The organism is uncultured Moraxella sp. (genome assembly GCF_945873075.1).
Taxonomy (GTDB): Bacteria; Pseudomonadota; Gammaproteobacteria; order Pseudomonadales; family Moraxellaceae; genus Moraxella.
The window spans coordinates 82,823-104,691 of record NZ_CAMCBS010000001.1; the positions used below are offsets into that span (position 1 = coordinate 82,823).

General features: G+C 45.9%; 21 protein-coding genes. 9 read left to right on the top strand and 12 right to left on the bottom strand.

Translation table 11 applies throughout. From position 1 onward, the window contains the following. From Q0N89_RS00395 to Q0N89_RS00405, 3 genes are all read right to left on the bottom strand, one after another. A complete protein-coding gene (locus Q0N89_RS00395) occupies positions 1-471 on the bottom strand; it encodes a hypothetical protein (RefSeq protein WP_294032840.1) in 471 nt (156 codons plus the stop codon). A 291-nt stretch (positions 472-762) separates the two neighbouring features. Continuing rightward, entirely contained in the window at positions 763-1,182 is a 420-nt protein-coding gene (locus tag Q0N89_RS00400; protein ID WP_294032841.1) for a type II toxin-antitoxin system VapC family toxin, read from the bottom strand. Positions 1,183-1,187: 5 nt separating this feature from the next. After that, positions 1,188-1,544, bottom strand: a complete 357-nt coding sequence (locus tag Q0N89_RS00405) for a hypothetical protein (RefSeq protein ID WP_294032842.1) — start codon at positions 1,542-1,544, stop codon at positions 1,188-1,190. Positions 1,545-1,731: 187 nt separating this feature from the next. Between Q0N89_RS00405 and Q0N89_RS00410 the strand changes: the two genes are divergently transcribed. From Q0N89_RS00410 to Q0N89_RS00420, 3 genes are all read left to right on the top strand, one after another. Further along, complete coding sequence (locus Q0N89_RS00410) at positions 1,732-3,936, top strand: TonB-dependent receptor (protein ID WP_294032843.1); 2,205 nt, start codon at positions 1,732-1,734, stop codon at positions 3,934-3,936. Between the two features lie 88 nt (positions 3,937-4,024). Then, positions 4,025-5,848 (top strand): ABC transporter ATP-binding protein/permease, encoded by a 1,824-nt coding sequence (locus Q0N89_RS00415; RefSeq protein ID WP_294032844.1) that lies wholly within the window; start codon positions 4,025-4,027, stop codon positions 5,846-5,848. A 31-nt stretch (positions 5,849-5,879) separates the two neighbouring features. Then, positions 5,880-6,203 carry a MazG-like protein gene (locus Q0N89_RS00420; RefSeq protein WP_294032845.1) on the top strand — a complete coding sequence of 108 codons (324 nt, stop codon included), beginning with the start codon at positions 5,880-5,882 and terminating at the stop codon, positions 6,201-6,203. A gap of 13 nt (positions 6,204-6,216) precedes the next feature. Here the strand turns inward: Q0N89_RS00420 and Q0N89_RS00425 are convergent, their stop codons facing one another. The 3 genes from Q0N89_RS00425 to Q0N89_RS00435 form a co-directional block, all read right to left on the bottom strand. Then, complete coding sequence (locus Q0N89_RS00425; protein ID WP_294032846.1) at positions 6,217-7,206, bottom strand: tRNA-dihydrouridine synthase; 990 nt, start codon at positions 7,204-7,206, stop codon at positions 6,217-6,219. Between the two features lie 63 nt (positions 7,207-7,269). After that, positions 7,270-8,769: a UvrD-helicase domain-containing protein gene (locus Q0N89_RS00430; protein WP_294032847.1), complete on the bottom strand. Its 1,500-nt coding sequence runs from the start codon at positions 8,767-8,769 to the stop codon at positions 7,270-7,272. Positions 8,770-8,872: 103 nt separating this feature from the next. Continuing rightward, positions 8,873-9,967 carry a DUF4268 domain-containing protein gene (locus Q0N89_RS00435; RefSeq protein WP_294032848.1) on the bottom strand — a complete coding sequence of 365 codons (1,095 nt, stop codon included), beginning with the start codon at positions 9,965-9,967 and terminating at the stop codon, positions 8,873-8,875. Between the two features lie 174 nt (positions 9,968-10,141). Here Q0N89_RS00435 and Q0N89_RS00440 point away from each other — a divergent pair, with 174 nt between their 5' ends. The 3 genes from Q0N89_RS00440 to Q0N89_RS00450 all read left to right on the top strand — a co-directional run bounded on the left by Q0N89_RS00440 (position 10,142) and on the right by Q0N89_RS00450 (position 14,129). Then, positions 10,142-11,566: a phosphomannomutase CpsG gene (locus Q0N89_RS00440; RefSeq protein WP_294032849.1), complete on the top strand. Its 1,425-nt coding sequence runs from the start codon at positions 10,142-10,144 to the stop codon at positions 11,564-11,566. A gap of 155 nt (positions 11,567-11,721) precedes the next feature. Next, positions 11,722-12,873: a molecular chaperone DnaJ gene (gene dnaJ / locus Q0N89_RS00445; RefSeq protein ID WP_294032850.1), complete on the top strand. Its 1,152-nt coding sequence runs from the start codon at positions 11,722-11,724 to the stop codon at positions 12,871-12,873. Between the two features lie 71 nt (positions 12,874-12,944). Further along, a complete protein-coding gene (locus Q0N89_RS00450) occupies positions 12,945-14,129 on the top strand; it encodes a PLP-dependent transferase (protein WP_294032851.1) in 1,185 nt (394 codons plus the stop codon). A gap of 18 nt (positions 14,130-14,147) precedes the next feature. On the opposite strand, the gene Q0N89_RS00455 is transcribed toward Q0N89_RS00450, so the two are convergent. From Q0N89_RS00455 to hisIE, 5 genes are all read right to left on the bottom strand, one after another. Continuing rightward, positions 14,148-14,498: a DUF4298 domain-containing protein gene (locus tag Q0N89_RS00455; protein WP_294032852.1), complete on the bottom strand. Its 351-nt coding sequence runs from the start codon at positions 14,496-14,498 to the stop codon at positions 14,148-14,150. After that, entirely contained in the window at positions 14,495-15,274 is a 780-nt protein-coding gene (gene tatC, locus Q0N89_RS00460) for a twin-arginine translocase subunit TatC (protein ID WP_294032853.1), read from the bottom strand. Before tatC ends, Q0N89_RS00455 begins: the two co-directional genes overlap by 4 nt. Further along, positions 15,271-15,786, bottom strand: a complete 516-nt coding sequence (gene tatB, locus Q0N89_RS00465; RefSeq protein WP_294032854.1) for a Sec-independent protein translocase protein TatB — start codon at positions 15,784-15,786, stop codon at positions 15,271-15,273. The genes tatC and tatB overlap by 4 nt, the downstream gene beginning before the upstream one ends. Positions 15,787-15,804: 18 nt before the next feature. Next, a complete protein-coding gene (gene tatA / locus Q0N89_RS00470) occupies positions 15,805-16,023 on the bottom strand; it encodes a Sec-independent protein translocase subunit TatA (protein WP_294032855.1) in 219 nt (72 codons plus the stop codon). 90 nt (positions 16,024-16,113) lie between these two features. Next, positions 16,114-16,923, bottom strand: a complete 810-nt coding sequence (gene hisIE / locus Q0N89_RS00475) for a bifunctional phosphoribosyl-AMP cyclohydrolase/phosphoribosyl-ATP diphosphatase HisIE (RefSeq protein WP_294032856.1) — start codon at positions 16,921-16,923, stop codon at positions 16,114-16,116. A gap of 297 nt (positions 16,924-17,220) precedes the next feature. Here hisIE and Q0N89_RS00480 point away from each other — a divergent pair, with 297 nt between their 5' ends. After that, positions 17,221-18,894 (top strand): FMN-binding glutamate synthase family protein, encoded by a 1,674-nt coding sequence (locus Q0N89_RS00480; RefSeq protein WP_078254517.1) that lies wholly within the window; start codon positions 17,221-17,223, stop codon positions 18,892-18,894. Between the two features lie 152 nt (positions 18,895-19,046). Here the strand turns inward: Q0N89_RS00480 and Q0N89_RS00485 are convergent, their stop codons facing one another. Next, positions 19,047-19,586: a TetR/AcrR family transcriptional regulator gene (locus Q0N89_RS00485; protein WP_367178538.1), complete on the bottom strand. Its 540-nt coding sequence runs from the start codon at positions 19,584-19,586 to the stop codon at positions 19,047-19,049. 274 nt (positions 19,587-19,860) lie between these two features. On the opposite strand from Q0N89_RS00485, the gene Q0N89_RS00490 reads away from it, so the two are divergent. Further along, entirely contained in the window at positions 19,861-20,793 is a 933-nt protein-coding gene (locus Q0N89_RS00490; protein ID WP_294032858.1) for an alpha/beta hydrolase, read from the top strand. A 118-nt stretch (positions 20,794-20,911) separates the two neighbouring features. Continuing rightward, on the top strand, positions 20,912-21,862 hold the full coding sequence (locus tag Q0N89_RS00495; RefSeq protein WP_294032859.1) for a hypothetical protein: 951 nt from the start codon (positions 20,912-20,914) through the stop codon (positions 21,860-21,862). Positions 21,863-21,869: the final 7 nt, after the last annotated feature.

Here is a 21,869-nt window from a genome sequence, read left to right on the forward strand (position 1 = left end):
TTAGTGATGGCTGATGGGGGTTTTGGCGATTTTGGGCAGGGTAAAGCGACCCAAGATGACCGCTGATAATTCGCCGATGATACCCATATAAGGGATTAAATCATAATTTTGCAAAGGCATATATTTGGGGTCGTAATGTGGCGCTATACCTGCATCGATGGCTATGATGGTGAGCATAAATAAGGCGGATGACCCAAAGCCAATGGCAAATAGCTGACAATAATCCACCCAGCTGGTCAGCATCATCCGTCTAAGGACAATCGCCAAAGCGGTCAACAACGCAGGAATTAAGCCAATCACTGCACCAGTCAGCATAAAGACTGGACTAAATAAGATAAAATCCAAGATGTCATTGGGTGATAACACAATGGCTGACAATAAACTGGCAAGCAATCCGCCAACTGCCCCGCCTAATAAACCAAAACAAAGCAAGATACGCCAATAAGGATAAGGTGCGGGCTGTGTACTCATGCCAATTTCCAAAAAAACTTTCGCTTAGTATAGCAACTATTGCACGCTTAGCAAGTGCTTGTCAGTGTTATAACCTTACAATTTATTAATTTATCATAAAAATCCATAAAAAATTTCTATCAATTCACTAGACATTATAATCACTCTTATTTATAATTGATAACCACTATCATTATCGATAACATTCTTAATTGGAAGTAGAATGTCCGTTCGCCTGTCATGATGGCGAGCGGATTTTTTGTTTGAGCGATGTGATTGGTGATAAAGAAAAAGTGCCCCAACGTGGGACACTTAGATGAACGGGTTGACAATGCGTAGATTGGGTATGTTTTCGAAGCCTGAAGTATTGTGAGTAACCAGTGTTAAATCATGAGCTAATGCTGTGGCAGCAATGAGCGAATCAAATGCTGGCTTAGGGTTTGGAATGTGCAATGTGGCACAGTACAAAGCAACTTTTTTGTTGACAGGCAGGGTTCTACCAGTGAAATTAAATCGTATGGTATCCAACCAAGCTTGTAGCGCATCGGCTTTGACAAAATCATTTTTGTGAGCTGCCAATAAGACACCTTTTTGTAGCTCAAAAAGCGTGATGGTGCTGATGAATTGCGAACCAGTTTCGGCAGTTTTGAACCATTCAACAACCCCTTTATTAGCTTTGCCGTTGCTGATTTTACGAATTTCAGAAACGATGTTGGTATCAAGTAAATACATGAAAACTATTCGCCATCACAGATTATATCGGCAAGTTTTGGGTCAAAGCTTTTGCCTAGGTCGTACAGCGTCTTTGGCAAGTCAAATGGTCTGTGCTCCATTTCGTCATCATAGTATGAAGAGTCAGCCAAAAAGTCATCTTCATCTAAAAAACCGAGCTTTTGAGCATCAAAATCTTGTTCGAGTCTTTTTAGGTAGTAATCGTATGATCGCTGTTCTGAAGTTTTTTGATTGGCTTTTGATTGGCTTTGGTAAGAAATTTTGTAAGCCGTCTTTGGTTGCTCAATTTTTAGAGAAATGGCAACAGGGTACTGATTATTGGATTGGACGGATGTACTCAAAAAATTCATGTAATTTGGCATAAACACCCCCTTATTTGGTGGTTAAAGTGCACAGCTTAAGTATAGCATAAATTTAGATTTTTAACAAAAAAAGCCCATTTGGGCAAGCGTTGATGTCCAGCGTTGGACAAAAAACAACAATCAAGCAGATTTGATGATTTGACTGATTGGATTGTATTTCTTGTGTTGTTTTATAGGATGTTTTAAGATGAAAACACATCGCCCAACCCTGTTTGCACCATCTGTATTGTGGCTGGCTGTCGCCACCGTCTGTGGTATTGTACCGACGGTTGCACTGGCTGATACGACCGAGCCGACTGTCGTTTTGGATACTGATGTCATCACCATCAAGCGTGATCACATCACGCTCAAAGAGTCTGCCCAAAAGGTGCTGATCATCGACCGTCAAGCCATCGACGATCAGCTGCTGCTTAGCGATGACACATCTGATGCGCTCTCAAAGCTTATCCCCGGCTATGCGCCAGCAAGCGAGAAGCTTGGCACGGTGGGCGAGAGCTTTCGTGGTCGTGAAGTGCTGTTTATGATTGATGGCGTGCCACAGTCCAACCCACTGCGTGATGGTAGTCGTGAGAGCCGCACCATTGATTTGGCGATGGTGGAGCGTATCGAAGTGGTCTATGGCGCATCTGCCGAGCAGGGGCTTGGGGCGACAGGCGGTATCATCAATTTCATCACCAAAACCAACCGCAAAAATGGCGTCGCACAACAAGTTACCATCACCGCAAGCAGTGACAATCATTTTCATTCTGATGGTCTAGGCGGTAGCGTGCGTTATCAAGCCAGCTACGGCGGCGATAAGACCGATGCACTCGTCGCTGTCAAATACGCCAAAGAAGGGATGTACTACCAAGCGGACAATCGCATGGTGGGCATCTATGGCAACCAAGGCGACACTCAAGGCTCGCAAAGCTATGACATCTTTGCCAAAGCAGGCTATCAGATTGATGATGATAAGCGTATCGGCGCATCGGTGAATTATTATCACCTAGATTCGGATGCGACGCTTGATTATGAAAATGTCGCAGGCAATCGTGCCACAGGACTGACTGATACAGCAATCAAATATACAGGCAGTGCCTATCGTGGCAAGACGCCTTATAATGACGCTTTGACGGTCAATGCCACTTATAGCGATGATGACTTTTTTGGTACTCGCCTATCAGCCCAAGCGTTTTATAATGATTTTACCGCACGCTATGGGGCGAACTATGCCAATAATTATCAAGACCCAAGCATCGCCCCAAATGGTACGCTACTTGACCAATCCCAAAACGAATCCACTAAGACAGGTATTAAGCTGACCGTCAATAAAGACACGCTATGGCAAGACCGCCTATCGCTGACCGCAGGCGTGGATGCCATGCAAGATGTGACAGGGCAAAATCTGATTCAGTACAACCGTGTCTGGGCACCAGAGATGACTTATCAAAATATCTCACCATTTGCCCAAGCTCGTGTGCGACTGGCTGACCGTCTTAGCCTAAGTGCTGGCGTACGCTATGAGCAAGGTCAGTTAGAAGTGGATGATTTTTCGACTTTGGCAGGCTATACCCGTGCAGCAAGCTTTGGTGCTCGTCGCTGGACAAGCACCCCTGTGGCAGGCGGTACGGTGAAGTTTGATGAAGTCTTGCCAAGTGCAGGCTTGGTCTATGACATCAATGATAAGACCCAAGTATTTGCCAACTATGCCAAAGGGCTGGGTATGCCTGATGTGGGGGCGACTTTGCGTGCCATCACCGCATTGAATCAGAGCGTTGAGAGCATCAACCTTGAGCCGATTGTCACGGACAACACCGAAGTGGGCGTACGCTATACAGGCGATAAGCTATCAGCGGACTTGAGCGTCTTTCAGTCCAAATCAGACTTGGGCTCGACGCTAGAATATGATGCCGCACTCGAAGGCTATCGTGCCAAGCGTGAAGCTACCAACATCAAGGGCGCTGAAGTGGCACTACGCTATCAAGCGACCGACAATGCGCAATTCACCGCAAGCTATGCACACACCCAAGGCAAATACGATGCCAATGGCGATGGCGTGATGGTGGATATGCCAGCACGCAATATCAGCCCTGATAAGCTGTCTGTCGGTGTGAACTATCGCTTTGGTGATAGTGATAAGCGATTTGGCATGACAGCCACGCACCTGTTTGCCCGTGATTATCCTGATGTGACTTCAGGTAGCACTTCTTATGAGTCCAAATTCGATGGCTATACTTTGGTGGATATGACTTATAAACAACCACTGGGCAAAGGGACAATCGGACTTGGTATTAATAACTTACTCAACGAAGAATACGATGTGTTCTTGACCGAAACTGTCTTGCCATCATCTGAGCGTTATACAGGCGGTCGTGGTCGCAACTACAATGTCAGCTATACCATTGATTTTTAAGTATTTATGAGCAACAACCGTTTGCGAGCGACTTGCAAACGGTTTTTTGTTCATAATAATTTCATAACAATAACATAAGCGGTAATTTATGGATTGGCAAAGTGAGCTTGGTGGCTCGGCGATTTGGTTTGTACAGACTTTGGCGTGGGTGTCGGCGGCGTTTGCTGTGGCGTTTTTTGTGCTGACACGCTACACGAGTACAGGGCAGAAGTTTTGGCATATTACTAAGCCATGCTTAACAAATACCAGTATCACCAAGACAGTGCTGATGGTGGTGGCGCTCATCGCCTTTGTACTTATCGAAGTGCGTATCAGCGTGCTTAATACCTTTTTTTATAATGGGCTTTATACATCGCTACAAGAGATGAAGCCTGATGCGTTTTGGTTTTTTGCGCTGATTAATGCCAGCCTTGTCGGTATCAAGGTCATCCAAGAGATTGTGGATATCTTGATAGGGCAGGTGTTTGAGATTCGTTGGCTTGAAAAATTAAATGCAGTACTGCTAAACAAATGGCTAGATAATCAAAACTACTATCGCCTGACTCGCCCAGACAATGCCAAGCCTGACAACATTGACCAGCGTATCGAGCAGGACGCCACCGCCTTTATCACCGATACGCTTGAGATGGTGCGTGGGGTGCTGAACGCCATCTTGTCATCGATTGAGTTTACCATCATTTTGTGGGGCTTATCAGGCGTGCTAGTGCTTGCAGGCATTGAGATTCCAAAGGGTGTGGTGTTTTTGGTGTATGGATTTATCATCACCGCGACCGTCATTTCGGTGTGGATTGGGCGACCGCTGATTCGTCTGAATTTTGAAAAAGAGCATCGTCATGGCGACTATCGTTATGCGCTGGTGCGAGTGCGTGACCATGCCGAGAGTATCGCTTTTTATCAAGGTGAACGCCAAGAAAAGCGAAGTCTGACGGCGTATTTTCGTGCCATCATTGATAACCGCTGGGCAATTATTAAACGCTCGCTTGGCTTGGGCGGCTTTAATACAGGGGTGACGCAGTTTGCGATGCTGCTGCCAATCATGCTACAAGCGCCAAGATTTTTTGCAGGACAAATCAAGCTTGGTGATGTGCATCAGACGGTGCAGTCGTTCAACCGCTTGATGCGTGCTTTGTCATTTTTCCGCTTATTTTATGAAGATTTTACCCTATATCAAGCTCGGGTTAATCGTCTGCATGGGTTTCTACATTCTTTAGATAATATTGATAAAAAAGCTGATAAAGCGGATGGCGATACTCACCAAACAAGGGATGATACACTTGCCCAATCAGCAGATATCCGCCTAGCATTACAGCAGTTTGGGCTGATAAGTGGCGGTCAGCTGCTGTTTTGTCCTGTGGATATGGTGCTACGCCGTGGCGACCGTCTATTGATACAAGGCGAATCAGGCGTGGGCAAGACAAGTCTGCTACGAGCGATGGCGGGCATTTATCCCTTACCGACAGTGGGGGTGATGTATCTGGATGTGCAACAAAAACTGCACTTTACGCCCCAAAAAACCTATGTCCCCCAAGGCAGTCTGCGTGATGTCGTCACCTATCCTGCGATGATGGCGGATGATGCAACCATTGCTCATTGGCTAAGTGTCGTGGGGCTCAAAAAACTTGCCAAACGCCTAGATGACATCGAAGACTGGCAAGCGTATCTGTCTCCCGGTCAGATTCAGCGGATTGGTTTTGTGCGGATTTTACTGGCTTGTCCTGATGTGATATTTCTCGATGAAGCGACATCAGCGCTTGATGAAGCCAATGAGAAGCTGATGTACACACTGCTTGCCACGCACCTGCCTGACAGCATCGTCGTGAGTATCGGTCATCGCACAAGCTTGCTTGAATTTCATAATAAAACGGTGCAGATTACAAGAGTGCCACAGCCAACTCTGACCACTGCGGTATAATGGTTGAGATTATCATTATTGGAGAAATTTTATGTCTGATTTTAAAGAAATTATCAATCGCTCGATGGCAATTCGTGCCAAATATCATGTCCTAGAAGACAAACATCATGGCTCAAAATGGACGGTGGAAGAAGATGCCTTAGCATTTTTAACTGATGCAGGCTTGGTGGGTCGCTTGACGATGGCACATGAAGGGCGTTGGACAAAGTCAGGTGGCGATGTGTACAGTGAGCTTGCCCATAAACTTGCCGAAAATATTTGGTGGCAAATTGTCTTGGCTGAACGCATGGGCATTGATATCAATATGGAGATGAATGAATTTTTAACGAATTTAGAGCGTCGATTGTCTTGTTGATCATAAAGCCAGCCTACAGGTTGGCTTTTTTTATGCTATCTTTCATGCTATCCAAAAGTACTTGCTCAATCTCACCCTTATCCTTGATTTTTTTGATGATGTGCCACAGCGTGTCTGCTTCATCGTAACCTTTGGTAAGCATACCTAGCCACTGCTTATAGCGACCAATCAGCCCATTTTGGTTCTCTGTCTCATCCGCCAAAAACTGCAACTGATATTGGCATAATGTCGCCCAGTCCACCCCATCCAAGCCTGCGATGGTAGCAATCAAATCAGGACGAGTGACCGCCCCACGACCGAGCATCAGATGCGGGGTATCAGCTTCAGCCATACAGCGTTTGGCGTCATCCGCTGTCCAAATCTCACCATTGGCAATCACAGGCATCCCAAGCGTGGTAAAGGGGGCGACTTTGTCCCAATAGGCAGGGGGCTTGTAGCCATCGACTTTGGTGCGAGCATGGACGGTCAGCCAGCTGGCATTGGCAGATTTGATGGCTTGCCCGATGTCAGTCATCAGGCTCGTGTCCGTGTAGCCCAGACGGATTTTGGCAGAGACAGGGATGTCACTTGGCACAGCACCGCGCACAGCCCTGATGATGTGGTACAGTACTTCGGGCTCTTCTAGCAGCACCGAGCCGCCTTTGTGGTTATTGACCGTCTTGGCAGGACAGCCAAAGTTTAGGTCAATTGCCGCCGCCCCAAGAGCGATTGCTGTCACGGCACTCTCTGCCATCGTCTCGGGGTTGTTGCCCAGTAGCTGAATATGCACAGGCGTACCGCTGGCTGTCCGACCGCCGTGATGTAATTCTGGGACAAATTTATAAAAGACATGCGCAGGCAAAGGATAATGCGTGACACGGATAAACTCACTCACCGCCCAGTCATAGGGTGCGCCAAGTGTGCACGCAATATCGGTCAAAATCCGTCGCATCAGCGGGTCAGTCAGACCTTCCATCGGGGCAAGTAGGCGGACAGGGTGAGGGAAGAAATGGTTAAAAGTCATAAAGTTAGGATAAATACTGTTAAAATATTTGAAATGGGGCTAAATACCATCATTGATGGCAGCTTAGCCATAAATCACTTTTTTGTGCACCAAGCCATGTAGCAAATCGCCAATATGATGTACATCAAGCAGACTTTTGCCACGAGTGCAGGCGACATACAGCAGGCGTAGCTCTTCGGGCGTAATTTTGACCGATAGCGTATTGACATCGTACAAAAAATCATCGCTGATTTGCACCCGACCCCACTCAAGCCCCTTTGCCTTGTGCGCTGTGGAGACGACATAGTCGGCATGGCTTTGGGTAGATAGGCTATTGATGGCTTTGGTGATGGTGCTTGTGCCGTGCTCTTCGATGAGCTTGACCCAAGTTTTTAGGTCACGACCTTCACCAGTTTCGCTAAATTCTTGGACTTCGCCCCAGTGGTTGAAGTAAGCAAGCTCGGGGATACCATAGGCGGATTTGCCATTTTTTAGGCTGTCCGCCCCTTGACAAAAGCGCAAAATCCGCTGACTGTCCGCTTGTAGCGCCACCTTATGCCCAAGCTTGAGCCCATCAAGCAGATGGCTCATGGCGGTGGCATTGGTGCGACAAAGAATGGCGTCTTTTGCGCCGTGTACTAGGCTTTTGGCAAGTGTGGATGGCTGATTGGGATTGCCTTTGAGCGGGATGTCTTCTTGTAAGGCGGTCAAAAACACATTGGCAACATCAGCAATCGCCTCCCCAAAACGAAACGACTGCGTCAATAGCGTCTGCGGATAGGGCAGGCGTTTCATGGCATTGAGCGCGCCACGCCATTCATAAATCTGCTGATGCGCATCGCCGACATAGATGGTCTGCTTGTCTTGGCGGATGAGTGCGCCCATCATCAAGGGGTCAGCGTCTTGGGCTTCGTCAAACAAGATAAAATCGGCAGGGATAACAGGATTGGACAGCGTCCATAATTTTAGATAAATATCATGGCTGATGCCCGCTTGATGGCGTGGGTCAATCGACTGTAGCCAGCGGCGCTCAAAGGCAGGATAAAGCGTCTGCTGTAGCTGACTGGCATCAGCTTCGCTCATCCACGATGGCGCAGTGATGTGGCGTGGCGCAGGATAGGCAGATGATGTCTTACAAAAGGTGGTAATCGACTCGCTGATGATATTGGCAAGCTTGGCAGGCGTGAGCGTGACGGGCTTTTTGATGCCATCAATCATCCGCTCAGTGCTGATGGCAGTCAAGTCAAGCTCAGCTGCTAGTCGTGACGGTGTCAGGCGGGGCAGGCTAATCTTGGCGGTGATGTCACGATTGACATGACGATAAGCGAGTGAATGAAAGGTCTGACAGCGGACATTGGGCGGAAATTTGCCCTGTGCTTCGGCGGCGATGGCTTTGTTGAATGCCAAATACAGTCCACGACCTCGCAGATTTTCGCTGATGAGCTTCAGCGTCGTTGTCTTACCTGCGCCTGCATAAGCGACAATCTTAAACGACTGCCCCGTCAATGCCATGTCCAAAGACGCCAACTGCTCATCAGTCGGCGTGGGGGTGGTGGATGGCATGGGTGAAAATTGACGATGCATGGCAAATCAAAACAATCAAATCACGCCATTATAGCATAAAAAGCAGTGCCATTTGACAAAATCAAATCGCAACGCCAAGCAAGAAGTGTGAATCAATGCTTTGCTAATTGATGTTGGCTAGATGTTTTTTGAACACATCATAAAACTTTTGCACATTACCAACAAAAAAGTTAATGGCAGCATCCCAAGTTTGTTGATCAAAGGTGCCCACATCGCTAAGCTCAGCTTTGATGCGACAAGCTTTTTTATCATCCAATGATTCCCAAATCAGCTCATAGCCAAGCTCTTGTTGGATCATGTCTTGAGATTTTAGCAGTTCATTGAATATTCTTGTGTTTTCTTCCGGACTGTTTTTGGAGATATACAGCTCAATTCTGCCTGTATTTCTAGTCATCACAAAATTCACACTCAGCCCTGTGATGCCGATACCTGTGCCAATGTTATTGAACTTTGATGGCGCGGCATTGGCGAATAGTGCGATGCCTGCTTGCTTACATCGATCAATCACCGTTTGCCAAAAATCCAATAACAATCGATCTCGCTCTTTGAACATATTTTGTTCTTCACGATTTTTTTCAGCCATCTTAATCATGAATTCTTCAGTTTCTTTGATGGGAATGATTTGTTCCATATCCAAAAATATTTGCTCGCCAAATTTATAAGGTGTTGCCTTAAAACATTGGATTGGCATTTCGTGCTTGGTCATTAGCCATAGTACTGTGGAAGTCACTTCTTTGCGATAGTGATTGGCGACAAAGATGATGCGCTGATTTTGATTAAATCGTACTTCGTCCAGATCGCTTGCTCGTAGAAATTTTAAAATCTCATGCTCGGCATTGTGTTCGCTGTGATGACCCAAATAGCTTTGATAAATATCAATAATTTGCGATTTGGTCAAAGTGGCACAATACGATGCGTATTTTAGAGCTTGCCAAGTGACATTGCGCCCAGAGTCATCCAGTTTATTTTCGATGATGACAAGATCACCTTGCTTGTCCAATGCCAACAAATCCAAGCGTTCTCTGGTGTCGTCAAAGCCATCAAACTCTTTTTGGATAATCAGCAGTTCTTCACCGAGTGCCGCAGGATTTTTTGCAATCCATTCTTGCAAGTGGTTGCGCTCACTAAAGCCAAGTTCTGAAAAACTGGTTGGCTGAATCTTTTCGATGCTATTATCGACTTGATTGATGCTAAACATAATGATCCTGATAACTGTTGAAGGAGATTGAACAATCGTATTATTTTAACTTGAATCTGATTGGATTTTCAAGGCATTTGATTTGGGCTGACTTTTTACACTTTAGTCATACGAACCAATGTATCTTTGTGATAAAATATGGTTGAAATCTCAGATTTTTATTAAGGAAATATGATGAATCACTTTGAAAAAATCACCATCGACTGCTTTAAGGCCTATGATGTGCGTGGCGAGCTTGGTGTCAATCTCGACGAGTCCATCGCGTATCGCATTGGCCGTGCTTTTGCACAGATTTTGGCAAAGAACACCACCCACGACAAGCCTGCCATCGTCATCGGTGCAGACATTCGCCCATCAAGCTTCGCCCTAAAAGCCGCCGCCATCGATGGCATCACTGATGCTGGCGTCGATGTCATTGACCTTGGCATGACAGGCACCGAAGAAGTGTATTTTGCCACCAGTTTCTATGATGCCATCGGTGGTATCGAAGTGACCGCAAGCCATAACCCAATTAATTATAATGGCTTAAAAATGGTGCGTGAAAATTCTCGCCCAATCAGTGCTGATACAGGGCTTGGCGATGTGCGTGCTTTGGCAGAAAGCGGTGAATTTATCAATGCCCCAAAAGGGCAAGTGATTGAAAAATCAGACAAAACTGCCTACATCGATAAGCTGATGAGCTTTGTTGATACCACCAAATTCACCGCCAAAAAAATCATCGTCAATAGCGGTAACGGCTCAGCAGGCCCTGTGGTCGATGCCATCGAAGCACGCCTAAAGTCAGCAGGCGCACCGATTGAGCTAATCAAAGTACATCACACGCCCGATGGCAGTTTCCCAAATGGTATCCCAAACCCAATGATTATCGCCAACCAAGCATCGACCCGTGATGCCGTGCTTGCGCACAAGGCGGATTTTGGTGTGGCGTTCGATGGCGATTTTGACCGTTGTTTCTTGTTTGATGCCAATGGCAGATTTATCGATGGCAGTTATATTGTTGGGATGCTGGCAGCGGCATTTTTGCAAAAATACCCAAACCAAACCATCGTCTATGACCCACGCGTGATTTATAACACCGCAAATGTCATCGAGCAGATGGCGGGCACACCTGCGCTGAGCAAATCTGGACATTCGTTCATCAAGCAAGTGATGCGTGAAACGGGCGCTATCTATGGTGGCGAGATGTCGGCGCACCATTATTTCAAAGAATTTTTCTACTGCGACAGCGGTATGGTGCCGTGGCTACTCTTGATTGAGCTATTGTCCGTGACGGGCAAATCCTTAGCGGAGCTTGTCGATGACTATATCACAGCTTTTCCAAGCTCAGGCGAGCTTAATTTCAAGCTTGGACAAACGGATGCCGCCGCCATCAGCCAAGGGCTAGAAGACAAATACAGCGCACACAGCCCAAGCAAAAATACGCTGGATGGCTTAAGTCTGGATTTTGGCAATTGGCGATTTAACCTGCGCTCAAGCAATACCGAGCCACTGATTCGCCTAAATATCGAAACTCGTGGCGATGCAGGCTTACTTGATGAAAAAGTGCGTGAAATCATGGAATTTTTGAGCGAGCATGGTGCGGTGCGTGCTGATCACTAATTCGCTCAATGACTAATACGATCCCGATGTATGCATCGGGATTTTTTTATAAAAATTCCCCAAAATTTGCAGGTATTTGACAATTTAGGCTTGATAAATCACCCCATCAGCACCATATTTAGGCATATTTTTTGTATTTTTTATGAGTTTTGGATATGAGTAAAGATTTTTATAGTGTATTGGGCGTGGATCGTTCTGCCGACGAAAAAGAAATCAAAAAAGCCTTTCGTAAAATTGCGATGAAATACCACCCAGATCGCAATCCAGACAATCCAGAAGCCGAAGAAAAGCTCAAAGAAGCCACCCGAGCCTACGAAACCCTAAGCGATGCTGAAAAGCGTGCCGCCTACGACCGCATGGGCCATGATGCCTATGAGCAGGGCATGGGCGCAGGCGGATTTGGCGGTGGTGGTTTTAGCGCCGAAGACATCTTTAGCCAATTCGGTGATATTTTTGGTTCGGCATTCGGTGGCGGTGGTGGTTTTGGCGGATTTGGCGGTGGTTCAGGCCGCCGTGCCAGCCGTGGGGCGGATTTATTGTACAACATTAGCTTGACACTTGAAGAAGCGGTCAAAGGCTGCAAAAAACAAATCACCTTCTCAACATCGGTCACCTGTAGCACCTGTCATGGCAAAGGGGCAAAATCAGACAGCGACATCGTCACCTGTAGCCATTGTCACGGTCAAGGTCAAGTGCGTATGCAACAAGGCTTTTTTGTCATGCAGCAGACCTGCCCACAGTGTCATGGCACGGGCAAACAAATCAAAAACCCTTGCCCTGACTGTCATGGCGAAGGCAAAAAAAGCGAACAGCAAACTTTGGAAGTCTCTATCCCTGCCGGTGTCGATGATGGCGACCGTGTGCGCCTAGCAGGCAAAGGCGAAGCGGGCGACAGCGGTATGCCAAATGGCGACCTATATGTCGAAGTGCGTGTACAGCCACACAGTATCTTTACCCGTCGTGGGGCGGATTTGCACATGGATGTCCCTGTTTCGATGGTGACAGCAGCGCTTGGCGATGAAGTGGAAGTGCCGACACTCGATGGCAAAATCAAAGTCAAAATCGCCGAAGGTACACAATCAGGCAAACTACTGCGTGTGCGTGGCAAAGGCGTCACCACCGTGCGTGGGCATATGCAAGGCGATTTGATCTGCCGTATCGTGGTGCAGACACCTGTCAATCTGACCCACGAACAAAAAGAGCTGATGCGCCAGCTACAAGCCAGCCTAGGCGAAAAAAATAGCGGCGAGCAGAAAAAAGGCTTCTTTGATAAGATCAAAGACGATGTCAAAGATCTGTTCGACTGATCGCATCGCCTAAATCATTTGACAAAGCCATCATATCCTGCGTATGATGGCTTTTATTTATGGGTCAATCTATGAAAAATCAAACCGCACTCATCCATGATGCTCGCCATGCCCCGCAGTACATCGACAGCTTGCAGCCGCCTGTATATCGAGCATCGACGATTGTGTTCAAAGACACCGCACAGCTATTTCACCGCCACTGGACAGATCGCTACGATTATAGCTATGGCACGCATGGCACGCCGACGACTTATACGCTTGCTGATCAGATTGCACGGCTTGACGGGGGCGACTACTGCCTGCTTGCGCCAAGCGGTCTATCGGCGATTAATTTGGTGAATAGCACCTTTTTAAAATCAGGTGATGAAGTGTGGCTGCCTGATAATGTCTATGGACCAAACGCTGAACATTTAGAATTTTTACAAAATCACTACGGCATCATTCCAAAGGTCTATAACCCATTAGATGTCAGTTCATTTGCGCCATCAGATCGCTGTCGGCTGATTTGGCTAGAAGCAGCAGGCTCTGTGACGCTAGAATTTCCTGATTTACAAGGACTAATCAAAAAAGCCCAAGCGCATGGTATCTTGACGGCGATTGATCATACTTGGGGTGCATCGCTTGCCTTTAGCCCGTTTGCCATCGGTGATGAAGCCCTAGCGGTGGATATCGCCGTGCACGCCTTGACCAAATACCCAAGCGGCGGCGGTGATGTGCTGATGGGTAGCGTGGTGACTAAGGATAAGGTTTTGCACACCAAACTGCTACTCACGCACGCACGACAAGGCATCAGCGTCTCAGGGGATGACTGCGCCACCGTATATCGTAGCCTGCCTAGCATGAGTATGCGTTATGATAAGCAGTCTGCTACCTGCTTAGAATTATTAGAATTTTTAAAAAATCATAAGCAAGTTATCCAAGTGCTACACCCTGCGATGGCAGACAATGCCAGCCATCAATTTTGGCAACAAAACTGCCCGACCGCCAAAAGTGCAGGACTGATCAGCGTCATCCTAGATAAGCGCTATTCATGGGCGGATGTCTGCCGATTTGTCGATGCGCTGCAGCTATTTAAAATCGGCTTTAGCTGGGGCGGGGCGACCAGCCTTGTGATGCTCTATAACATCAAAAAAATGCGCAAGCTTGCCAATAACCATCTTGCCGATGGCTATCTGGTGCGCTTTTGTATCGGGCTTGAAGATGCCAGTGATTTGATGGCGGATATTGAGCAGGCGCTCGCCGTTTTGTCAGACTAAGACTAAGTGCGACTGAATTTATACCAAATTATCAGTATTATCAGCTGAGCGTGTGCGATCAAGCGCCTGTACGCATAGGCGTAGTAGCTGCCATAGCATGACTTCTTTTGCGATGATTTCGTTATACAGTGTATCTTCGCTCAGTACGCTGTATTCGCCATCGGTGGTGGTATCAAGTAAGCCTTTTGCATCAAGGGCAAGCAGCTCATGATAGTCATCACTCATATAGGCACGCTCTAGCGCTGTGATGGTCTCTAGGGCGGCGGTTAGGTGTCGTTCAAGCGTGTCTAGCTGTGATTTTTGGTCAAGCCATTGGCGGTATAGAGATTGTAGTTGATCTAGGTGAGCTTGGGCATCTTTTGGTGTCATGGCGTCTGCTCAAGCGGCGGCGTGGCATCATCGGCAGGCTTATCCTTGACCAACATCTTCGCCATAAATAAACCCAGTTCAAATAATAAACACATCGGAATGGCGAGCATCAGCATACTTGCACCATCAGGTGGTGTGACGACAGCAGCGACGGCAAAGCAGCCGACGATGATATAGCGGCGCTTGTCCGCAAGGCTCTGCACGCTCACAAGGCGCATCAGCACCAAAATCATCGTCGCCACAGGAATCTCAAACATCACACCAAATACCAAAAACAGCTTGAGTACGAAGTTTAGATAGCTGTCAATGTCAGTCATCGGCAAGACATTATCCGGTGCGAACATCACAAAGAATTTGAGCGCAGGTACGAGTACGATAAAATAGGCAAATGCCACACCAACATAAAATAAGACAATGGCGGATAATAGCAGCGGTACGGCAGCTTTTTTTTCGTGCTTATATAAAGCTGGTGAAATAAAGCCCCAAATCTGCGCCAAAATAAACGGCACGGCGATGAATAACGCCACAAAAAAAGTCAAGCGAATCGGCGCCAAGAACCCTGATGCGACATCGGTGGCGATCAGACTGGCTTCTTTTGGCAGTAGGGCGACTAAGGGATTGGAAATAAAATCATACAGATCACGACTAAAACCCACTAATGCCAAAAAAATCACCAACAGTGCAATAAAAATGCGAATAAAGCGAGTCCGCAGCTCAACAAAGTGCGACATCAATGGCATATCATCCAGTGCTTGATTTGGTGTGTCTTGACTCATGATTTCACCTGATTGAGCAGTGGATCGGCAGTGTAGTTGGGCATTAGTGGTGCAGCAGGCAGACGACGAGCACGATCATAATCACCTAGGACGAACCAGCGGTTCGCTAGGGGCTGTGTCGATGGTATCGATGGTGCGGTGTCCGATGTACTGCTTTGATTGGTTGTATTGTCTGATATGTCAGGTAGTGTTTGCCAAGCATCCAAGGCTTGATGTTTGGCTTGGGCGAACTGACTTTCACGACGACCAAGCGACTGCTGCAAGGCATTCATCTGTGCTTGCATTTGCGCTTCGGATTCACGAATCTTGGCAAGCTCTTTTTTGAGCTCTTCTTGGGTTTCTAAAATCTGAAGCTCGTTTTGGATTTCTGATTGCAGGCGATTCCCTGCACGGCGAATCGTGCCGTACCAACGCCCAGCTGTACGAGCGGCGACGATGAGCTTTTCGGGCCCAAGCACGATAAGTGCGATGATACCGAACAGCGTCAGTTCAAATAAACCGATATTAAGCATGGATGTCGATTGCGGCTATTAGGCTTTATCGTCGGTTTTTTCGACTTTGACTTCTTCGGCGACGATGGTTTTTTCGCTTTGGTTGATGGCTTTGGTATCATCTTCTTTGACTGCATCTTTAAAGCCTTTGACCGCTGAGCCTAGGTCTTTGCCTGCGTTTTTTAGCTTACTAGTGCCAAAAACGACAACGACAACGACCAACAAAATCAGCCAGTGCCAAATAGAAAAAGTACCCATATTATTATCCTTATTGTCAATGAAATTTGTGCCCATCATAGCATATTTTTGATGGGCTGTGAATGTACGATACCGCCTGTTTTTGCAACTTCAGTTTGCGGTTTTTCGGCTATTTTTTTCGTCAATGCCGGACACACCGAAGCGGCGAGCCAGCTCACTGATGACAGCCTGTGAGTCCAGACCCAGTGCTGATAGCGCCACCATCTGATGAAACCAAGTATCCGCCACTTCATAGACGAGATCATGTGCTTTGGCATCGATGTCACTGCCAGATGTCTGCGCTAGCTGTAGCTCTTTGGCGGCGATGATGCTCTCAACCGCTTCTTCGCCGACTTTTTCAAGGATTTTATTGAGTCCTTTGTGGTACAAGCTTGCGACATACGAGCTGTCTTTATCAGCGGTTTTGCGCTCTGCCAAGATGCCATCAAGCGCTGACAAAACTGTCTTGGCATCGACTGTAGCGACAGCAGGCGTATCATCTGTGTGGCTGTGCTGATCACTGTGACCATAGATGTCATCTGGATCTTTGATGACTTCGCTCGTAATTTGCCATTGTCCGTGTTCATCCAGTTTTTGGAAAAAACATGACTCACGACCTGTATGACAAGCAATGCCACCAAGCTGTGTCACCGACAAAATCACCGTATCGCCATCGCAGTCGGTGTAGATGTCATGGACAAGCTGTGTATGCCCTGATGTTTCGCCTTTGTGCCATAATTTGCCACGAGAGCGAGAAAAATACACCGCTGTGCCTGTTTGCTTGGTTAGGCTCAGCGATTCACGATTTTGCCATGCCATCATCAAAATTTTGCCCGTGGCGTGATCTTGGGCAATGGCAGGCACGAGTCCATCAGTGTTAAATTTGATGGCGTCAAGCCATCTGTCATCGGCTGTCGTCATGGTGAGTATCCTTATTCTGATCAAATAACGCTTAGTGTAGCATAGGCTGTATCAGATGATAACCACCAAATGACGCAAAAGTCATCAATCGTCATATTATGCCGTCCAAAGATGGCAGCTTGATGAAATCTTGGGTAATATTGCCCAAAGTCGCCACCCGTTTTATCAAAAAAATCGATAGGTTTATTAATATTATCAAATTATGATGATAAATTGGCTGTGTTATAATTGACAAAAATTTTAGAAATACATAGGGCGTGCTTGTCATGCCCTTCGCTACATTTATAAGTGATTGTTATGTCTTATCCCAAGCCAAATAACCATTCAGCCAACTTTTTCTTTTTGGTGTTGCCACGATTTGCCCTGTTTTGGGTGTGTGTGGCGCTCATTCCTGTGGCGTGGTTTTTTCAGATTTGGTGGTTGCTTGTCATTGCAGTGGCTTTGACCTGCCTTGGCATTTATAACATCAACCAAAAACGCCATGCGATTTTGCGTAATTATCCCATCAGCGGGCACATTCGCTTTTTGTTTGAGAATTTTCGCCCAGAAGTGCGTCAGTATTTCATCGAAGGCGACCGCGAAGAAGTGCCATTTTCACGCTTGCAGCGCTCCATCGTCTATCAGCGTGCCAAAGATTTGGACAGCACCACAGCCTTTGGTAGCTTGAATGATTTGAGTAAGCCGGGGACGGATTGGTTCTTGCATTCGGGGCGTAGCCACAAGATTGACAATCATGATTTTCGTGTGCGTATCGGTAATGAGCGCTGCCTTAAGCCTTATGATTTGTCCGTGTTTAATATCTCGGCGATGAGCTTTGGGGCGTTGTCTGCCAATGCCATCGAAGCGCTCAATAAAGGCGCAAAAGAAGGCGGTTTTGCCCATGATACGGGCGAAGGGAGTATCAGTCCTTATCACCAAAAGCATGGCGGTGATTTGATTTGGGAGCTTGGCACGGCGTATTTTGGCTGTCGTGATGAGCATGGCAGATTCAATCCTGAGACCTTTAAGCAGCGTGCTAGCCTTGAGCAAGTCAAGATGATTGAAATCAAGCTATCACAAGGCGCAAAACCGGGTAAGGGCGGCGTGCTACCGTCATCAAAAATCACCGAAGAGATTGCCTTGACCCGTGATATTCCAATGGGCAAAGACTGCATTTCGCCGGCGACGCATCCTGAATTTAGCACGCCAAAAGAACTGGTGCAGTTTTGGCAGCAGCTGCGTGAGCTATCAGGCGGTAAGCCTGTGGGCTTTAAGCTGTGTATTGGTATGCCGTGGGAGTTTATGGCGATTGTCAAGGCGATGAAAGAAGAGAATAACTATCCTGATTTTATCGTCATCGATGGTGCTGAAGGCGGTACAGGTGCTGCCCCTGTGGAGTTTATGGACTCGGTGGGGATGCCGCTTGTCGATGCACTGATTTTTGTCCAAAATACTTTGGTCGGTGCAGGCATCCGCGACAAAATCAAAGTCGGCGTCAGTGGCAAAATCATCAGTGCCTTTGATATCGCCAAGATGATGGCGCTTGGGGCAGATTGGTGTAACTCGGCGCGTGGCTTTATGTTTGCGGTGGGCTGTATTCAGTCTCGCTCATGCCATACCAACAAGTGCCCAACCGGTGTCGCCACCCAAGACCCAGCTCGCCAAAAAGCGCTGGATGTACCAGACAAATCTCGCCGTGTCAAAAACTATCATGGCAACACCCTAAAGGCACTCGCAGAAATCGTCGGCTGTGCAGGGCTTACCCACCCAACCGAGCTGATGCCACATCATATCGTGCGTCGTCAGCCTGATGGCTGGATTAAGCTACTATCAGAGCATTATCAATTCATCGAGTCAGGCTCGCTACTGACCGGTGACTGTGGTCGCCGTGTACTCGATGATATGTGGCTGCTTGCCGATCCGAACAGCTTTCAGGCGATGAGTATCGCTGATGAGATCGTCGATGCGGAGAATGAACGCAATCGTGCCTAATGCCACAGCATCCATACCAAGACATCGCCAATCGGTGATGTCTTTTTTTGTGGGGTTTCATGTGGAACTTCGTTTAGGTTGTCTATCAAAGAAAAGGGTAAAGGCTAAAAAATGAATTGCATAAAAATGCCGTTTGAATGTTTTGTTCAAAATCATTTGGTTTCGCCATGCCAATTTTGTACGATTTTCCCCAAATGTCGTTCAACTGTATTTGCCATTTCATCAGGCGTTTCTATGCAACCACGCCTAATCCATTCATCAACCGCACCAAAGACCACGCCCATAATTAAGGTGTTTTTATACGCCAAATCATTATCTTGTTCAGGCTTTGCACCGCAACAATTTTTAATAAAATCAAGCAATAAATGTGAAATTTGATGGTCATACAAAACAAATAACATCTGTTCGCTATTTTTCATAAAAGCAAAAATATTCACAAAAATATCATGCGTATTGCGTAATTTGCCCGCTAGGGCAACTTGTACAAATTGTTCGTCAAATTGAGCGTGTAGATACTGATGTAAGACATCTTCTTTGCTACTAAAATTACGATAAAAAGACGCACGATTTACCCCAGCACGAGCGGTAATTTCGCTAATGCGAATTTGCCCAAATTCTTTTTCTTTCATCAATAATAACAGAGCTTGGGTAATATAGTTTTTGATGGCGTGATTGAGTGTGGCTTTGGTCATGGAAGCTAAGGATTAAGAGACTTTGCATAATTTTAACAAAAAACTGCAACAAAATCGGCTTTTTGTTGCAGTTTTTATTAAAGATTTCTGTTTTTTAAGTTGGTCATGTAGAATTTATTTTCGTGTCTATTTTGAGAGTTTTTATATTTATGCAACAACGCAAATTTCGTCTTTTTCATTGGTTTTTATTAGTGATTGCCATGATAGGCTTTATTTTAGGATTAAATATTAAAGATTTGGCTTTAGATATGTTACTTGGTGGAAGTATATTTTGATGAATATGATAAAAAAAATTTTAAGCGTATTGACAGTATTTTGCTTGGCAGTATTGCTTGGTTTTGGCGTATCCATTGTGATGGCTGATAATCCAATGACGGTCAAAACAGATTGGAATGACAGCGTTGGTACGGTTCAATATGATTTTACTTATGGCGATAAACCTTTAAATACTTTTGATTTATACTTGCCAAGTGATCAATCCAAGTCTGCTTACGGATTAGTCGTTTATCTACATGCAGGTGGATTTACAGGTGGCGATAAGCATGATGATGCCGATATTTTAAAATTTTTTACCGCAAAAGGTTATGTATCGGCAGGCATTAACTATTCACTAAGCAGTCCAAACGATAAAGTCAGCGTTTTGGATATGAGTAATGAAATCAAGCAAGCCATTCCAAAAGTCGTTGAACAGGCAAAACAATTGGGCTACCCCATTGATAAAATGATGATTGCAGGCGGTTCGGCAGGTCATTCTTTGGCGATGATTTATGCATATCGTGATGGCAAAACCGCCCCTGTGCCCGTAAAAATGGTATTCGGTATGGTAGGGGGTGCTAATTTTGATGCCAAAAATTGGTATGCTCCCAATGCCACACCCGAAGAACAAGCCCTTTGGGTAGCAATGATGACAGGCACAAAATTAACGACTGAACAAATTAAGAATGGCGAACATTATGCAGCTTTAAAGCTCATTAATGCAGCTGATTGGATTGACGAACACTCGCCACCTAGCTTATCCGCTCATGGTAAATTGGATAAACTTGTGCCGTTTAATGCGGTTATTCCATTACATCAGGCATTGAAAAAATATCAGGTGCCACATACTGCTTTTGTCTTTGAACATTCTGGACATGGTTTACACCGAGATAAAGCGATGCAAGAAAAATTGTGGGCAGAATTAGACAACTATTTAGCCATGTATATGTAATAATTTTTAAAAACTGCGACAAAATCGGCTTTTTGTTGCAGTTTTTAAAATCGGCTTTTTATTTATTTTTGGCTTGGTATAATTACCTTATTCTTTAACTTCAACTTTTGGATTAATAATGAAAAAATTTAAAAAAGGTTTAATTGGTGTAATGCTTGTTACAGGCATGGTGGCGGTTGGTTGTACTGCGATTGGTAAAAAACTTGAACAAGTTTTTGCCATTCAGCCCAATTATTACATCCAAACACAAACCAATTACCCAATAGAACGCCAATATACAGGCATGGGTCAATATGCGGTACAAAGCCAAGTTTTCCCAAGTAATGACGCTCGTTTCAAAACTTATAAAGTTTGGTATCCTGCCAATATCGCTCAAAGCACCAAGCCTTTTCCTGTGATTGTTTCGGCAAATGGTTCAGGGTCTGCCTATCAAAAATATGAGCCAGTCTTGGAACGCTTGGCAAGTTGGGGTTTTGTGGTGATTGGCAATGATGACGGCACCAGTTGGAGCGGTTTATCATCATCGCAATCATTGGCAAAATTAGACGAGCTTAATGCTGATAAAAATAGTATCTTTTACAGAAAGCTAGATACAAACAATGCAGGGATTACAGGACATTCTCAAGGCGGTGTTGGTGCAATCAATGGTGCAACCGAGTTTGCCAATAGCCGTCAATTTAAATCCGTGCATACTGCCAGCACGACAAAATTACCTTTGGCACAACAGTTGAAATGGGATTACCACATCAACAAAATTTCCGTACCGTATTTTGCTACCGCAGGTATGGGGGGAGTAGATGCAGGTAATGGTGATGACAAAAAATCAGGCATTACACCGCTTTCATCTATGCAAGAAAATGCCAAACAAATCAATAGTAAAAAGCTAAATGTCATGGCTCGCCGTAAAGATGCTGACCACAGTCAAATGCTCTATATTGGCGATGGCTATATGACGGCTTGGTTTCTTTATACCTTGTTGAATGACGCCAATGCAGGTAAAGCGTTTGTCGGTGCAAATCCTGAAATAAAACATAATGGGCTTTGGCAAGATGTGCAAATTAAGCCGTAAATTTAAC

What these genes read in the sequence shown, in the direction of transcription:
- Q0N89_RS00395 (WP_294032840.1), bottom strand. Translation starts at nt 471, where the DNA reads ATGAGTACACAGCCCGCACCTTATCCTTATTGGCGTATCTTGCTTTGT.
- tatB (WP_294032854.1), bottom strand. Translation starts at nt 15,786, where the DNA reads ATGCTTAATATCGGTTTATTTGAACTGACGCTGTTCGGTATCATCGCA.
- Q0N89_RS00440 (WP_294032849.1), top strand. Translation starts at nt 10,142, where the DNA reads ATGAATCACTTTGAAAAAATCACCATCGACTGCTTTAAGGCCTATGAT.
- Q0N89_RS00480 (WP_078254517.1), top strand. Translation starts at nt 17,221, where the DNA reads ATGTCTTATCCCAAGCCAAATAACCATTCAGCCAACTTTTTCTTTTTG.
- Q0N89_RS00430 (WP_294032847.1), bottom strand. Translation starts at nt 8,769, where the DNA reads ATGCATCGTCAATTTTCACCCATGCCATCCACCACCCCCACGCCGACT.
- Q0N89_RS00495 (WP_294032859.1), top strand. Translation starts at nt 20,912, where the DNA reads ATGAAAAAATTTAAAAAAGGTTTAATTGGTGTAATGCTTGTTACAGGC.
- Q0N89_RS00410 (WP_294032843.1), top strand. Translation starts at nt 1,732, where the DNA reads ATGAAAACACATCGCCCAACCCTGTTTGCACCATCTGTATTGTGGCTG.
- Q0N89_RS00405 (WP_294032842.1), bottom strand. Translation starts at nt 1,544, where the DNA reads ATGCCAAATTACATGAATTTTTTGAGTACATCCGTCCAATCCAATAAT.
- Q0N89_RS00490 (WP_294032858.1), top strand. Translation starts at nt 19,861, where the DNA reads ATGAATATGATAAAAAAAATTTTAAGCGTATTGACAGTATTTTGCTTG.
- Q0N89_RS00420 (WP_294032845.1), top strand. Translation starts at nt 5,880, where the DNA reads ATGTCTGATTTTAAAGAAATTATCAATCGCTCGATGGCAATTCGTGCC.
- Q0N89_RS00425 (WP_294032846.1), bottom strand. Translation starts at nt 7,206, where the DNA reads ATGACTTTTAACCATTTCTTCCCTCACCCTGTCCGCCTACTTGCCCCG.
- tatC (WP_294032853.1), bottom strand. Translation starts at nt 15,274, where the DNA reads ATGAGTCAAGACACACCAAATCAAGCACTGGATGATATGCCATTGATG.
- Q0N89_RS00415 (WP_294032844.1), top strand. Translation starts at nt 4,025, where the DNA reads ATGGATTGGCAAAGTGAGCTTGGTGGCTCGGCGATTTGGTTTGTACAG.
- Q0N89_RS00455 (WP_294032852.1), bottom strand. Translation starts at nt 14,498, where the DNA reads ATGACACCAAAAGATGCCCAAGCTCACCTAGATCAACTACAATCTCTA.
- Q0N89_RS00400 (WP_294032841.1), bottom strand. Translation starts at nt 1,182, where the DNA reads ATGTATTTACTTGATACCAACATCGTTTCTGAAATTCGTAAAATCAGC.
- Q0N89_RS00485 (WP_367178538.1), bottom strand. Translation starts at nt 19,586, where the DNA reads ATGACCAAAGCCACACTCAATCACGCCATCAAAAACTATATTACCCAA.
- Q0N89_RS00435 (WP_294032848.1), bottom strand. Translation starts at nt 9,967, where the DNA reads ATGTTTAGCATCAATCAAGTCGATAATAGCATCGAAAAGATTCAGCCA.
- hisIE (WP_294032856.1), bottom strand. Translation starts at nt 16,923, where the DNA reads ATGACGACAGCCGATGACAGATGGCTTGACGCCATCAAATTTAACACT.
- dnaJ (WP_294032850.1), top strand. Translation starts at nt 11,722, where the DNA reads ATGAGTAAAGATTTTTATAGTGTATTGGGCGTGGATCGTTCTGCCGAC.
- tatA (WP_294032855.1), bottom strand. Translation starts at nt 16,023, where the DNA reads ATGGGTACTTTTTCTATTTGGCACTGGCTGATTTTGTTGGTCGTTGTC.
- Q0N89_RS00450 (WP_294032851.1), top strand. Translation starts at nt 12,945, where the DNA reads ATGAAAAATCAAACCGCACTCATCCATGATGCTCGCCATGCCCCGCAG.